The organism is Methanobacterium alkalithermotolerans, assembly GCF_018141185.1.
GTDB classification, from domain to species: Archaea; Methanobacteriota; Methanobacteria; order Methanobacteriales; family Methanobacteriaceae; genus Methanobacterium_F; species Methanobacterium_F alkalithermotolerans.
On record NZ_CP058560.1, the window covers coordinates 419,277 to 434,694 of the forward strand.

The 15,418-nt window shown below is 34.8% G+C and carries 13 protein-coding genes; 8 read left to right on the forward strand and 5 right to left on the reverse strand.

The genetic code is table 11. The features are described from left to right. Positions 1-9: 9 nt before the first annotated feature. The gene (locus HYG87_RS11045; RefSeq protein ID WP_256438695.1) at positions 10-141 is read left to right on the forward strand and encodes a hypothetical protein; all 132 of its coding nucleotides are present in this window, start codon (positions 10-12) and stop codon (positions 139-141) included. Between the two features lie 50 nt (positions 142-191). On the opposite strand, the gene HYG87_RS01935 is transcribed toward HYG87_RS11045, so the two are convergent. Beyond that, positions 192-4,337, reverse strand: coding sequence for a DUF11 domain-containing protein (locus tag HYG87_RS01935; RefSeq protein WP_211533557.1), 4,146 nt, complete (start codon positions 4,335-4,337; stop codon positions 192-194). Between the two features lie 591 nt (positions 4,338-4,928). On the opposite strand from HYG87_RS01935, the gene HYG87_RS01940 reads away from it, so the two are divergent. After that, positions 4,929-5,822, forward strand: a complete 894-nt coding sequence (locus tag HYG87_RS01940; protein ID WP_211533558.1) for a hypothetical protein — start codon at positions 4,929-4,931, stop codon at positions 5,820-5,822. After that, positions 5,815-7,584, forward strand: coding sequence for an ABC transporter ATP-binding protein (locus HYG87_RS01945; protein WP_211533559.1), 1,770 nt, complete (start codon positions 5,815-5,817; stop codon positions 7,582-7,584). Before HYG87_RS01940 ends, HYG87_RS01945 begins: the two co-directional genes overlap by 8 nt. 70 nt (positions 7,585-7,654) lie before the next feature. Here HYG87_RS01945 and HYG87_RS01950 read toward each other — a convergent pair whose 3' ends face one another. Next, positions 7,655-8,053, reverse strand: a complete 399-nt coding sequence (locus tag HYG87_RS01950; protein ID WP_211533560.1) for an FxLYD domain-containing protein — start codon at positions 8,051-8,053, stop codon at positions 7,655-7,657. A gap of 314 nt (positions 8,054-8,367) precedes the next feature. On the opposite strand from HYG87_RS01950, the gene HYG87_RS01955 reads away from it, so the two are divergent. Further along, positions 8,368-9,039, forward strand: coding sequence for a class I SAM-dependent methyltransferase (locus HYG87_RS01955; RefSeq protein ID WP_211533561.1), 672 nt, complete (start codon positions 8,368-8,370; stop codon positions 9,037-9,039). A 165-nt stretch (positions 9,040-9,204) separates the two neighbouring features. Next, complete coding sequence (locus HYG87_RS01960) at positions 9,205-10,362, forward strand: nucleotidyltransferase domain-containing protein (protein ID WP_211533562.1); 1,158 nt, start codon at positions 9,205-9,207, stop codon at positions 10,360-10,362. 175 nt (positions 10,363-10,537) lie between these two features. On the opposite strand, the gene HYG87_RS11085 is transcribed toward HYG87_RS01960, so the two are convergent. Genes HYG87_RS11085 through HYG87_RS11090 form a run of 3 tightly spaced genes read right to left on the reverse strand, consistent with a single transcriptional unit; the run spans position 10,538 to position 11,546 of the window. Next, positions 10,538-10,729: a cupin domain-containing protein gene (locus HYG87_RS11085; RefSeq protein WP_394357445.1), complete on the reverse strand. Its 192-nt coding sequence runs from the start codon at positions 10,727-10,729 to the stop codon at positions 10,538-10,540. A gap of 3 nt (positions 10,730-10,732) precedes the next feature. Continuing rightward, complete coding sequence (locus HYG87_RS01965; RefSeq protein WP_394357446.1) at positions 10,733-11,407, reverse strand: sugar phosphate nucleotidyltransferase; 675 nt, start codon at positions 11,405-11,407, stop codon at positions 10,733-10,735. Continuing rightward, the gene (locus HYG87_RS11090) at positions 11,361-11,546 is read right to left on the reverse strand and encodes a nucleotidyltransferase family protein (RefSeq protein ID WP_394357447.1); all 186 of its coding nucleotides are present in this window, start codon (positions 11,544-11,546) and stop codon (positions 11,361-11,363) included. Before HYG87_RS11090 ends, HYG87_RS01965 begins: the two co-directional genes overlap by 47 nt. 634 nt (positions 11,547-12,180) lie before the next feature. Between HYG87_RS11090 and HYG87_RS01970 the strand changes: the two genes are divergently transcribed. From HYG87_RS01970 to HYG87_RS01980, 3 genes are read left to right on the forward strand one after another with little or no spacing between them, the layout of a single operon-like run. Next, a complete protein-coding gene (locus HYG87_RS01970; protein WP_211533563.1) occupies positions 12,181-13,215 on the forward strand; it encodes a Gfo/Idh/MocA family protein in 1,035 nt (344 codons plus the stop codon). Positions 13,216-13,217: 2 nt separating this feature from the next. Next, entirely contained in the window at positions 13,218-14,063 is an 846-nt protein-coding gene (locus HYG87_RS01975; protein ID WP_211533564.1) for a hypothetical protein, read from the forward strand. An 11-nt stretch (positions 14,064-14,074) separates the two neighbouring features. Further along, complete coding sequence (locus HYG87_RS01980) at positions 14,075-15,202, forward strand: DUF1972 domain-containing protein (protein ID WP_211533565.1); 1,128 nt, start codon at positions 14,075-14,077, stop codon at positions 15,200-15,202. Positions 15,203-15,418 lie beyond the last annotated feature (216 nt).

Sequence of the window (15,418 nt, forward strand, 5' to 3'; positions counted from 1 at the left end):
GGTGTAAAAATGGAAAGAAAAAATTATGAAAAACCAGAATTAAAAATGCATGGAAAGTTAAAAGATATAACCCGAGGTGGGGGTGAAGGCGCAGGAGATGGTCCTGGAAGCTTTGAACCAGATTATTCTGGAGAATCTTAAATTTAAATTTGATTATTTTTTTAAAAAAAAAGATGGTATTTAACCATCAATTAAATAGGTTTTCCTTTTCTTTCATTGATTATTAATTTGCTTTTTTGTGAGTTACTAGCCATGTTCCAATCATAAGCTGTACTTGCTGATTTTTTATGGGAAGATATAGTATAGGTTCCAGCCTGATCTGCTTTAACTGTAATATGGATTGTTTTTGATTCTCCTGAATTAAGGTTGTCTATAATCCAGGTTACATTTCCACTGGTTTCATCATAGGTGGCGTCTCCATCATTTTGAATATATGTTAATCCACCTAAAGCTGTGTTAATGATTATGTTGGAGTTTGCCGAAGGTCCGTTATTTTTTACGGTTAAGGATATGGTTATATCTTCTCCAACTGTGCCTTTTCCTGATTTTGATCCATCTATAGTTTGAGTTACTTTAATATTGGATGCAGGGGTAACTGTTAGTCTTCTTGTTTCTGAATTAGGATAAGTACCACTCTCATTCTGATCCACAGAAACCAAAGACGCACGAGTAGTCAAATTAGCAGTCCTCGCACCCACATCATTAACCCTCAAATAAACAATAATAGCAGCAGTACCACCAGACGGCAAATAATCAACATAATAAGTCAAATTCTGACCATCAAACTCCGCCCGATCAACACCATACCACAACAAATTACCCTCATAAACCAAACCACCACCAATAACATACCTCACCACAATATTAGTAGCATCATCAGGCCCATAATTACGCACATAAGAAACATAAGCAGGAGCCTCATTAAAATTATACGTATCACCCCTACCAAAGAACCACTCATAATTACGCACAGCCAAATCCACTCTTGGAGTATAGGATCCCGTTACAGTAATATTTGCATTGTAAGCATTATTAGCAGTATTCCAATCATGTAAGGTGGTTGAGTTTAGTGTGGCGGTGTTTATGATATTTCCAGATGTGGCAATTACATCTACAAAGATCTGAAGTGTTTTAACTGCCTGGTTATTCAGTATGCCAATATCCCATATACCGGTTAATGGATCATAATTTTCTCCAGATGAATGGCCCGTATATGAAAATCCAGAAGGTAGTAAATCTTTTATTTTAACTCCAGAAGCATTATTTGGTCCATTATTTTTCACATTGATAGTTATGGTTGCTTTTTTATTTAATGAATCATATTCTATCTCATTTTGAGTTACTTCTATATCTGCTGCCTGGGCTACGGTTAGTCTTCTTGTTTCTGAATTAGGATAAGTACCACTCTCATTCTGATCCACAGAAACCAAAGACGCACGAGTAGTCAAATTAGCAGTCCTCGCACCCACATCATTAACCCTCAAATAAACAATAATAGCAGCAGTACCACCAGACGGCAAATAATCAACATAATAAGTCAAATTCTGACCATCAAACTCCGCCCGATCAACACCATACCACAACAAATTACCCTCATAAACCAAACCACCACCAATAGCATACCTCACCACAATATTAGTAGCATCATCAGGCCCATAATTACGCACATAAGAAACATAAGCAGGAGCCTCATTAAAATTATACGTATCACTCCTACCAAAGAACCACTCATAATTACGCACAGCCAAGTCTAATACAGGTACATAAACCCGGTTAATACTTGAGTCATCTTCAAAACCATATTCTCTTTGAGATGAGATATAAAGCTCATTTTTTATGGTGCTTTGAGGCATGGCCGTTCCATTTATTTTCAAAGTTGCTATCTGCCCTACACTAAGTGAAGGGATGGTCCAGATTCCAGTAGAAATATCATAAGTCCCCACATTAGGAGTAACCAGCACATTGGTTAATCCTGCAGGAATCAAGTTCTTAATATTTATATTGGTAGCTGCATCGGGCCCATTATTGGTAGCTGTAACCAAAAAAGTCACCACATCTTTAACATAGTTCCCGGTTTGGCTTAAAACCACATTGGCCTTTTTAGTATACACATCATAACTTACTGACTCTCCAATGGTGGTAGGATCATATTCAGTTTCAAATATCTTGGTGGCAGTATTGGTGGTATTTTTACCTGCCATATCTGCACTGGCAATTCCAGTTATGGTTAAAGTAGCACTATCTCCATTAGCCAGGAAGGGAACTGTCCAGTTACCATTAAGGTAACTACCAGTAGAAGGTGTTACCACCACATTCAATAATCCGGCCGGGATTTTATTTTCTATGATGAAGTTGGTGGCATGGTCAGGCCCTATATTTAAAATGGTTACGATGTAAGTTACGCCATCCCCTACATTTACCGGAGTGTTACCGGTCTGGCTCATCTGAATATCAGCCATTTTAGTATAAACCCCTGCTGTACTACTTGCCAGTTCAGGAGTGTATTCATTTTGGCTTATCTGAGTAGCAGTATTATTGATAGTTTTACCCGCCATAAGGATGCTGGAAACACCACTTATAGATAAAGTGGCGCTGGAACCATTTAGTAAGGTAGGGATGGTCCATAATCCAGTGTTAGGATTATATGTTCCCACTGAAGGAGTGACTACAGCGTTAGTTAAATTAACTGGCACCAGGTCCCGTATAACTATATTGGTGGCAGTATTTGGTCCGTTATTTTTAACTGTAACCACGAAGTTTACCTGATCTTTCACATTAACCGGAGTGTTAACGGTCTGGGTGATTTGAATGCGGGCTACCGGGTTAATATTCAAGGTGGTATTTACACTTACTCCGTCTGTGGCTGCTGTAACTTGTGCAACACCCGGAGTGTAGCCAGCGGTGAAAGTCTGGCTCACACTACCCATTGCCATTACCCCATTAGGAGCAATGGATCCCCGAGTCCCGGTAAAAGTTACTACTATTCCATCAGGTACATGGCCATTAGCCGGGTCAAAGTAAACTCCGTTCTGGTTACGGGTTAAATCCGCGGTTATGATGGAATTATTTCCAGTCAGGATGGAGTTTGGTACCGCATTTATATTTAAAACCAGCCAGTTGGAAACATTAACCTGGGTGGATACTTTACTAGATGGACTGGTGTTGGATCCCCACCAGTTGTTATTGGCATTAACTATTCCAGAGTTGTAATATATCTCCATGTTTCCTGTATTTCCCATTATCCGGTTGAAGTTAATGTTAGCTGTTCCCATGTAGTTGAATATTGCTCCACCCTGGGTGGCGCTGTTATTGATAAAATTAGATCCAGTTACATTCAAGAATCCCCAGTTACGGATGGCCCCTCCACCAGTTGCACTATTTCCCATAAAGGTAGATTTACTAATTAGGGCTGCTTTAGTGGATGTTCCGGCATTCATCCATATGGCTCCTCCATAACCGGCAGTATTGTTTATGAAAGTTGATTCGGTAATCTCCACATCCGCCACATTGATGTTATTATCCCCAATCATTATGGCTCCACCACCATACACATTTCCTGCTCGGTTATTGGTAAAAGTAGATCGAGTTATCTTAAGAGTATTAAATACAGCTATTGCTCCACCATCATCGTTTTGGGTTCCAGAAGAACTGGTAGCAGTGTTATTAAAGAATGTGCTGTCAGTGATGGTTAAAGGTCCTGAACTGTAGATAGCTCCACCCTGGGCATCGTTATCTGCACCAGATAAAACCCAGTTATTTAAAAAAAAGCTGTTTGAAATATTCAAATTTCCAGTACTGTATATTGCTCCACCATAAACAGGAGTAAAATCCCTTCTACCAGTACGAACAGCGCTGTTCCCGGTGAATTTGCAGTTATTTACAGTTAGAATACCCCCATTATTGCGTATGGCTCCACCATTATTATCATTGGCCTGAGCATTACGTATAGTGAGGTTGATCATGGTCACATTAACCCCACTATTTATGACAAATATCTGACGTGAGCCAGATCCATCAATAATGGTATTATTTTGACTTTGGCCCTGAATGGTCATATTCTTAGTAAGGGTTATCCCCCAATTACCTGTACCAGAATAAGTTCCATCGGCTATATTCACCGTACCATTAGCAAGAACAGCTGTGGTTCCGCCATTTATGGTTTTCTTTGGTCCGGTAGTGCCATTTACATAGAACTGGCTTTGACCGTTCCAGTTATCATTTCCTCCAGTTGCATTAACATAGATGACTGATGCATCAGCTGCAGCTTCATCCAGGTTAACAAAGAGGGCCAGGCCCATAAGCAACATAGAGATTATTATAATCTTATTTTTTTTCATCCCTTTCCACCTTTTTAAATAACTCACTAAGATAAAAATCATGATGTGAGAAACATCACAAAAATATAGATGACTTCTATTTTTTTGTGATATAATTCACAGATTAATATTATAAAGAGTAATTTCGTGAAAAGTAGCATATAAAGATTCTTACTTTTAAGTAAAATATGACTAAACTAAGAATTTAGAAGGAAAATTAATAAAAATTGTACTTTCAGAAAGGATTATAATCCTTTAAAAATTAAGATTTAGATATTTTAATGATTTTTAAGTAAAATAATTAGTCATAGTAATTCTGATTATTAATTAAAATATTTTAGAAAGGTTATCTATGCTGGCCTTCTCCTATCTTCAAATGATTGTTACACCCTTAAGTTTTTGTGATTATTGTAACATAAAAATAAGGCAGTAGTAGGGTTATTAAGGACATTTTTATAAACAAAATACAAGTTTTAAAAAATCAGAAAAAATGAGATTCTCCTTATCAAATACTACTACTAAACAAATTTGCCATAAAAATATCCCCACTAATAATTATTATAGGCCTGAATAACAAATCGGTTAAATATAAAATTTGAATTTAAGAAAAAAATGTCAACTTACAGCGCCCATCATCTGACCATCCACTCAAGTATGGAGTTCCCGGAACTAACAAAAATTGAAGGAAAAGAGGATTTAACCATAAAATATGGTTCTTTTAGTTACAATTCTCGTGATATCCTTGATAAAGGTGTGTTCCGGATAGCCAGCCAGTATGTTATAACTAAAAAAGGGGTCTTTTTAAGGTGGAATGATAGGGATATCTGCCAGATATGTTCTAAGGAGATAATAGTTAATCCCGATACCGGTATTGAAGATAATTTTTTAAGATCCTTAATTTTAGGTCCGGCCCTGGGCATATACCTGCACCTGCAGGGAAGGATGGTGTTACACTCCAGCACCATAGATATAGGTGGTAGGGGAGTGGGCTTTGTGGGACACAATGGTGCTGGTAAATCCACCACCACAGCTTATTTTTTAAAAAAAGGTTATTCGCTGGTGGCAGATGATGTAAGCAGCCTGGAATTTATAGATGATATTCCAGTGGTTTATCCGGGGATACCCCGGATAAAACTATGGCCTGAAACCATAGAGTTATGGGATGGTCCTCTTGTGTGTTTCCCTATACACTCCCAATCAACTAAAAGGTCCTGCGTGGTGGAAAACTTCCCTGAAAAATCCGTCCCCCTAAAGCACATCTATGTTATAGAAAGGGCTGAAAAAACTGAAATTAAAGATATTAGTCCCCAGGAGAGACTGATAGAACTTATCCGTAACTCATATTGTGCTAATATATTCTCTGATACTTATCAAAAGGAGAGTTTAGCTGATTATGGTAAGCTCTTAAAAAAAATATCCCTTAAAAAGTTGTATATAGAGCAAGGTCTGGATAAACTGGATACGATGGTCCAAAGAGTAGAAGAGGATGTGGTTTTAAATGATTAAAAAGCGCATATTATGGGAATATCTCGTTAACCTCTTTAATTTTAACACCCCTGGTTTTCTTTTAAGCCTATTTTTAATGATACTTATCAGTTTCACCGAGGGTGTGGGCCTCTTATTATTAATCCCCTTACTGGATCTGGTGGGAGTACCGGTTAGTAGTGGTGGTCTAGGGCAAATTGCTGCGGGAGTAAGTGGTGTATTTGAATTTTTCAATTTAACCCCCACCCTGGGGGTGGTGTTAATCATCTATGTAGGGATCATCACCCTCAATAGCTATCTTAGCCGGTGGCAGAGTATAAAAAGTTCCCAGATTCAGTACAACTATGGGGCCTACTTGCGGAATGAATTATTTGAAAGTGTGACCAATTCCCGGTGGCTGGCCTTTAGTAGAAAACCAGTATCCGGATACCTGCATGCTCTTAGTGGTGAAATAGACCGGATTATCACCGGGACCGGGCAGTTTTTAACTCTTCTAGTTAGTATATTTGTTTTAATGGTGTACATCGTCTTTGCCCTGCAGTTATCTGGCCCGGTGGCTGGTTTACTATTTGTGGTGGGAGTGATACTACTTTTTATTCTTAAAAAGAAAACCCGGGACTCACATAAACAGGGCCAGGACTTAACCATCTCTACCCGGGAGTTGTATGCAGTTAGTAGTCAGCACCTGGAAGGCATGAAAACCGTGAAAAGCTTTGCCCTGGAAAAAGAAAATGTGGAAGAATACTCCAGGGTGAGTGATTCAGTAGCAGGTAAATTCATCGAGACCATAAAAGGATACGCCGATGTACGGTTTTTATTTGAGGTGGGCTCGGTGGTGATACTGTCTCTTGTGGTTTATGTAGTGGTGGAAGTTTTAGAAATACCCACTGCCGAGTTACTGGTGCTCCTCTTTTTGTTTGTGCGTATTATCCCCCGGTTTTCTCTAGCCCAGCGCAGTTACCAATACTTTTTAAATATGCTGCCGGCATTTAGTAATGTGCAAAAACTAAAAACAGAATGCGCCAAGGAAAAAGAAGAAAAAGGTCACCTGGATGAGATAATCTTTGAAAAAGAGATTAGTTTTAAGGATGTTTCCTTCTCCTATGATGATGGTTTTGGTTTGCATGATTTGAATTTAAAGATTAAAAAAGGGGAAGTAACCGCTCTGGTGGGTTTATCTGGTGCCGGGAAAAGCACCACGGCTGATTTAGTTATGGGACTAATTACTCCCGATGAGGGTGAGATTACAGTTAATGGCGTGACTTTAAGTGATAATTACTCCTGGAAAAAAAAGATAGGATACGTGGCCCAGGACACCTTCCTTTTTAATGATACCATAAAAAATAACTTACTCCTGGCCAATAAAAAAGCCATTATGGATGATATAAAAGAGGTTCTGGAGTTAGGAGCAGCCAGTTTTGTTTATGATTTACCAAATGGTTTGGATACGGTTATTGGTGATCGGGGGGTGCGTTTATCTGGAGGAGAAAGGCAAAGAATTGCCCTAGCAAGGGCTTTAATCCGTAAACCTTCTCTTTTGATACTGGATGAGGCCACCAGTAACCTGGATAGTGAAAATGAGAAAAAGATAGTTGAATCCCTGGAGAGATTGGAGGGTGATATCACTGTACTCCTTATTGCCCACCGTTTATCCACCCTGAAAAATGCTGATTATATTTATGTCCTGGAAGGTGGTGAGGTGGTAGAAGAAGGAAGCTGGGATGATTTAGTTAATAAAAAGGGTAAGTTTAGTATTTTGAGTGATAGTCAGGGTTTTAGTTAATATTAAAAAAGGGGTAAGTTTAGATAAAATAGTAAGGGTTTTAGTTAATACTAAAACTCCTAAAGGGTTATTATTTAATACTTAGACTGATCTTATAACTGGCTATTTTTTGATCAGGATCTCTAAAACCGGCATAGAAGTAGGATTCTCCTTCTTCGGGTATGTTTTTAGGTCGGTAGGGAGTGGTGGTATTGGTACCAATAAGGGTGCCGTTTTCACTAAAAAACTGGGCCGTTATCTCCACATTAGGTGCAGGTACCGGGGCCCTATTGCCCACATAACCCCACACAAAATAGTACTCAGTTCCATTACGATCATAGTGCTCCCCGGTGGCATTAACCAGGAATAAATCTTCTGATGTAGCAGGATCCTTTTCTCCAAAAGTTTTCTCTGCAGTAGTATCCATGGTACAACCTGATATGGCTAGCACCGCTAAGATGATAAGTAGTATGATAATTAGTTTAGACATTTTTTAAAACTAACCCCCCATAGCATGGATTAAAATTATTAATTAAAAATTTTTATAAACTATCAGTACCTAATTATTATATATAACTTTAGAAGGTGAATTATAACCTGGGGGGGTCATTATGGATTATGGTTTTATTTTGAAATTAATTAATTTTAGGTGAAGTTATGGCTTTTTTTGAGGTACCACAACCTGTAAAAAAAACTATTGCTTTAAACTACCGGCCCTATACCAGTAAAATAGAATTAAGGCCTTGATTTTAATGGCTGGGGAAGGATAAATAAATATTTAATCTAAAACTTGTGGGTAATTAAATGCTGGAAAAAATATACCAGAGTATTGCGGATTTTGAAGAGGAAAATTCATTAGCACGTAAAATCCGCTTAGAGCGGATAGAAATTTTCAAAGACCTGATTTCCAATCTAACCCCGCCCTTAAAGATTCTGGATGTAGGTGGAACAGAAGTTTTCTGGGATATAATGGGATTTGCCGGAGATGAAGATTACCACATAACCATATTAAACCTGTCCCAGGTAGAAACCAGATATCCTAATATAAAGAGTGTGAAGGGTGATGGTAGATACATGGAAGAGTTCCCGGATAAAGAATTTGATATAGTATTTTCCAACTCGGTTATAGAACATGTGGGAAATCTGGAAGAACAAAAAAAGATGGCCGGTGAAATGCAACGTTTAGGAAAAAGATACTTCCTCCAGGCACCTAACTATTATTCACCTATAGAACCCCACTTCTTCTTCCCCCTCTTCCAGTTTCTACCACTACCCCTTAAAACCCTGCTACTTAGAAACTTCACTCTGGGCTATTTTAAAAAAACCCCGGAAAAAGAAAAAGCCCGGGAGTTAGTAGACTCCATCCACTTACCTAAAAAGAGTGAATTAGAAGAGATGTTTCCACAGTGCAGTATAAAAAATGAGAAATATTTAGGTTTTACACTTTCTTTTATTGTTTATGGTGAGGTTTTGTAGAGTGAATTTGGTTTTAATTATGAATTTGTAGGTAGATTGGATTTACAGCTTACTTTTTTTAAAAGTTTTTCCTGGTATTTTCATTAATTGTTTTTTTTTCAAATTAGAACTTTTTATAAACTACCATCCCCTATGAATAAATAATATAATATTGGAGTTTAGTGGATGGTTGTGGATTATAAACTAAAAGCAGAAGATGAATTACTGCTTAGTTGTGCCCGGAGTAAACTGGAAAAAGAAGATGAAGCTAAGATAATTTCTATTCTGGATAACAATTTAGACTGGGAGCATATATTGGATATGGCTACCCGACACAGGTTACTGCCCCTTTTATATATTAATTTAAATGCTGTTTCTCCTTCTAAAGTTCCTGTTGATGTTTTAAGGTATCTTAAAACTAATTTTCATGATAATGCCCGGCGGAATCTATTGCTAACAGGAGAGCTTATTAAAGTTATGCAGTTACTGGAGGATAATGGTGTAAAGGCAGTTACTTATAAGGGGCCGGTTTTAGCTTATAGTGCTTATGGGAATGTGGGGTATAGGCAATTTAGAGATATAGACCTATTTATTGAAAAATCAGATGTGGATAAAGCAAAAAATATAATGAATTCTAATGGTTACTATTTGGATCCACCTATTGAAGTTGATAATTCCACTTATATGAAGCTGGATAGTGAATATAGATTTAAAAATACATCTGGAGTTTTAATTGAGCTAAATTGGAATTTTGAAGGTCCTTATTTTTCTTTCAAATCCGATTCAAATAGGTTATTTAGTGATTTAATATTTAACCGAATTAATAATTTTGAAATCAGAACTCCATCCGCGGAAAATGAATTTTTAATGATGTGTATTCACTGTGCTAAACATAACTGGAATAGATTATTATGGATTATGGACCTGGGAGAAGTTTTAGAAAAGAAAGATTTTAACTGGCAGAAAGTAATGAAAATTTCAGAAGAATTAGGTGTAAAAAGAATATTAATTATAAACTTGATTCTAATTCAGGATTTTAGGGGAAGTCAAATTCCTGCTGAAATAAAAATAAATTCAGATAACCCGGCAAAAGAGATAGCACTACAAATAAAAAATAGAATTTTTAATATTGATGAGAATTCCTTGAACTTAATTGGAAAATTCTTTTTAGATCTAAAAAAAAGGGACAGCTTTCAAATTGGGATGAAAGACTGTATTTATGGATTGAGTAAGCCTACTAGCGATGAATATAAATTTTTGCAACTACCCAAATTTCTTTTTCCATTGTATATATTTATAAGACCTTTCTTATTAATGAGAAAATATGGTAAGGGGCAAATATAGCTTTGAATCATTATAATAATTTAATTAAAAGTGATTTAATAAAAAAAATGAAGTTGTCTTTATATGTTTTAATTATTACTAGGTTATTGTTCATTATTTAATTGATTCTTAATACATCGTAATTCATTTCTATATCCTATTTTCAATTGATAATCTAAGCAGTTACTGATTCATACTAAAACATTTGTTCTAAGGTAATAGTCTTTATACGAACCGTATCATCTAAATGGGGAGTGGAAATCTCATGTAAAATCAGATTATCCTGAGCCACTATGGAATGAGGTACCCCTGGTTCAATACGAATGGTATCATTTTTAGATAAAAACTCATTTCTATCCTCAAATTCAATATAACCGGACCCCTGCATAATTTACATGGTCTCGTCCTTTTTCTCATGGAAATGGAAGGATGTTTGGTAGCCCTCTTTAATGAAGAGTTCTTTATTCAAGTATTTATCCGTACTAATTAGTACTTTCTCATATCCCCCGGGCTTGTCTTCCCGATTATGATATTCTTTCCGGATTTCTACTAATTCCTTGGCAGTGTCAATGGCCATCCAAAAGAGTTCCTTCTTCTTTATAATACCTAACTGGTTTTCACGGGCCAGATTGGGAAAAACCGTTTTTTCAATATCTCCAGTTTCAAATTCTCCAAAGTCTATATTTCCCGGGGAATAGTAAACTCCCCCATTAATATAATAATCAAGGACTGGTTTTTCTTTAAAGGAAGTTAAGCGGTCACCACTTAATTCTACTATACCATAGAGTGATTGCATCTGAGTGATGAAGATCGATAAGGGATAGCTGGATTTTTCCCCCTGTTCAACCATCTTCTTGATATTTAAATCGGCCACCACATCCCCATTACGTATAATACAGGGTTGATACTTTAAATGTTCAAAACCTAACCGGATGGCATTCAAGGTGCCTAATGGTTTATCTTCTTCAACGTAGTCTATCTGAAGCCCCAGGCAATCATCACCATACCTTTGACGGATTTTATCCTCTAAAAATCCAGTTAATAATAAACTGGCCCACCCCTGCATTTTTGAATTCTGCAAGTTGTTTGTCCATGATGGTGTAATTATCCTGTATTTCGATTAGTGTTTTGGGTATTTCTTCAGTTAGGGGGCGTAATCTTTTTCCCATTCCGCCGCATAGTATCATTCCTGCTGTTTTTTTCATGTTTTTACCGGTTATGTTCAGAATATTATAATCGAGGATTTAGTACATTTCATCCAGTCTACGGTTTTTTGTATTTCTTCTTGTGGTGGAACCTAGGGATCAGATTTTAAATCTAGTATTGGCTTGGAAAAGTCTATATTATTGACTTTGGTTGTAAAATCATCAGCTATGATAAGTATCCAGACTATAATCTATAAGCCGGTTAGATCCAATAAAACCCGACCCTCAGTAACCAGTACTTTTTAGTTTCCATGTTATTCGCAAACATTTTAGTACATGATCATTAAATACTTATTAATTTATTGTTTCATGAACTAAAAACTATTATGCAGTATAGTATTCAATGAAAAAGTTTATAGTCTCATTAACAAAGATAACCGTATTCTAATTAGTAATGATAATCTACATAAAAAGTTTTTTAAAGATGTTAGGCGGTTACGGTGAGTGAATATATGAAGATAAGATAATCTTAATTACAGGAGTAGCCAGGTTTGTGGGCAGTAATTTGACCAGCCAAATAGCAGAATTAAACCTAAACAATTATAGTTATAGATAACCTGCCATAAAAAATTAAAATCTTCAAAAAATAGCATTATTGCTTATATAATATTTAATATGATAATTGTGTGGTAAAATGAACGAATTAAATGTAGGCGTAATAGGGATTGGAAAAATGGGATTACTACATTCAGGTATTTTTAATGGCCTAAACGATAGTAATCTTGTTGCTATAGCTGAAAAAGATAAAGTTATGTCTATGGGATTAAAAAAGTATCTTCCAAATGTCGAAGTATATACCGATTATGAAAAAATGATCAAATCCGAAAATTTAGACATTCTTGTAATTACAACACCAGTTTTTCTCCATAAACCCATGATAGAAAAAGCAAATGACTACAATCTTAACATAATGGTAGAAAAACCTCTAGCTTTGAATTCAGAAGAATGTAAATCAATTTTAAATAAAAAAATTAATGGAAAAACATTAGTTGGATATTGTAGAAGGTTTGCTGGAACTTATAGCTTTGTAAAAGAAATTATCGAAAATTCTACTCTGGGAAAACTTATATCTTTTCAATCTCAGATGTTTGTAGAGCAAGTTTTAGATAAAGAAAAAGGATGGCAATATGATCCATCTAAAAGTGGTGGTGGGGTATTAATTGATTTAGGATCTCATGCAATAGATTTACTACATTATTTTTTTGGAGAAATTGATTCAGTTAATGCTATAGGTAAAACCGTTTTTAGTGGAAATGTAGAGGACTATGTTTCAGCTAATTTTAAACTAAAAGAACGTATCATGGGAAGCATGGAACTCTCCTGGTCAAGGCGTAACTACCGATTACCTGAGCTAAAATTCAATATACAGTTTGAAAATGGTGATGTAGTGGTTACTGAAAAATATGTTGAGATATACTCTAAAATAAATAATGGAAAAATTAAAGAGGGTTGGAATACTTTTTATAAGCAGAACCTTACTAGTCAAGTTCCATTGGATATAGGTGGTCCAGAATATACTTTAGAAGATTTACACTTTATAAAATGTATAAATGAAGATAAAACTAGTTTATGTGATTTTAAAGAAGCTGCTAAAACCAACTTTGTTATTGATTCCATATACTCTTCAATAAAAAACGAAAGTTTGGAAAAAATAAAATATGGTGTTTAAAAATGGAATTAATATTAGGGCATAATCAATTTATAGGTATAAGTCATATCTCAGAAGATAGAAGTAGGGAAAGAGAAAAAAAATTTTCAAATATTGAAAATATTTATAAAGTTGCAGAAAATGCCAGTGATTTAGGTTATAAAGGGATGGTTATAGAAACACATCCAAGAATGATAGAATTTTTTAACTATTATAAAGAAAATCAAACATTTGATATGGATTTTTATCTTCAAGTTCCTTATGTAGTTGGATATGTTAAAAAAATGAATGAAAAAGGAATCAAGGGACTTTTATCTGATTTAATGGGCCAAACAGGTTTTATCGGGGCTGGGGGGCTTGCCTTAAAAGGGGCAAGTAATTTTTTAAAGAGAGATTATATGGCCTTAGCCATGTCAATTCTTAAATTAGAAGTTTCGCCGTTTACTGATGTCAACATTAAATCTTTGTTATTGCATAATGTTTTTACTGATTTACTTTTATCTTTGAAAATAGAGGATGCTTTTATAAAATATGAAAGTTATGTTAAAGATGATTTAGGAATAGATCCTGGTTTAATCACACTTAATTTTCCAATGTTAAAGAATAATTTAGATTCATGGAATATCAAACCAAAATATGTTATGACACCTTTAAATCCATCAGGATATGATATGAATCCCTCCAAAGAAATTGTCGAAAAAAATATAGTAGATTATAATGGAAAAATTATTGCTATGAATGTATTAGGTGGAGGAGCATTCACTGTTAAAGATTCAAGTGATTACTTAAAAAGATTTATAAATATAAATCAGTGTGTTATTGGCGCTTCTTCTGGCGAACACTTGAAAGAATTAATAGAAACGTTTTAAGTGGAGATAAAATGCCTAATAAAAAAATTGCCATTGTAGGAGCTAGGGGAATTGCCAATTATGGTGGATTTGAAACTTTCGTTAGTGAATTAGCACCAAGATTAGTAGAAAAAGGTTTCGAAGTTTATTGTACTTGTGAAAGAGATACTGAAATGCCTCCAGAGTACAAGGGAGCTAAACTTATATATTTCCCTTTTAAAATGCCTGAAAACTATCAGTTAAGGAAAATTGTTGAATTTTTTTATGATATTTATTTTGGCATTATCTGCAGCTTTAAATATGATATAGTCTACTTTTTAGGTTTTAGTGCCAATATCTTCACCGTTTTTCCTAGAATTCTTGGAAAAAAAAGTTTTGTTAATATGGCAGGTTTAGAATGGGAAAGATCAAAATTTAGTAAAAATGAAAGAATGCTATTGAAATTTTTCTTTAAATTAGCGTTAATAGGTTCTAATTATACTATAATAGATAATAAAAAACTAATTAATCATATCGATAAAAAGTATCATGATAAAGTTGTTTATATTTCATACGGGGTTAATGAAATTCCTGAAATAAAATGGGAACAAAAGATTATTGATTATTATACTAACACTAAAGTAAATCCCAGTGCATATTGGTTAGCTGTCGCAAGGCTCCAGCCAGATAACAATATAGAAACTATTCTAGAGGGGTATATTAAGAGCAATAGTAATAAACCTTTAATTATAATAGGTAATTTTTCATGTGAAGAGGATTATGAAATAAATATAAAAACAATTATAAATAATTGGCCTGATAAAAAAATAATTTTAACAGGTGGAATTTACAACCAAAAACATTTAAACATGTTTAGACAGCATTGTTTTGGATATATTCATGCACATTCTATAGGTGGAACTAATCCGTCTCTTTTAGAAGCTTTGATTATGAAAAATATTATAATTGCAAATGATAACGATTTTAACAGGGAAGTAGCTGAAGATAATGTGATTTATTTTAATAATGATTATGATCTAAGCGAAAAAATAAATTCGATAGAAAAAGACTATTTTGATTACACAAAATTATCGGAACTTTCTTATAAAAAAGCAAAAACAGATTTTTCATGGGATAATATTGTCAATAATTATAAAAATTTATTTCTGGAAATTAAATGAATATTAGAGTATTATAATAACTTCATGTGATTCATGTAGTTATAAAAATAATCATTTTCTATTTTCAAATTCTGAGAGAATTATTTCCCGAAATAAATGTCAAATTCGATTTATTCAATGCAAATGTTGGATTAATTCCTAAGCACGCAACCAATGAAGACTAAAAACCAGTCATCATTTTGGGTACTGTGCAGATCCTGCTTATGAAAATATAAT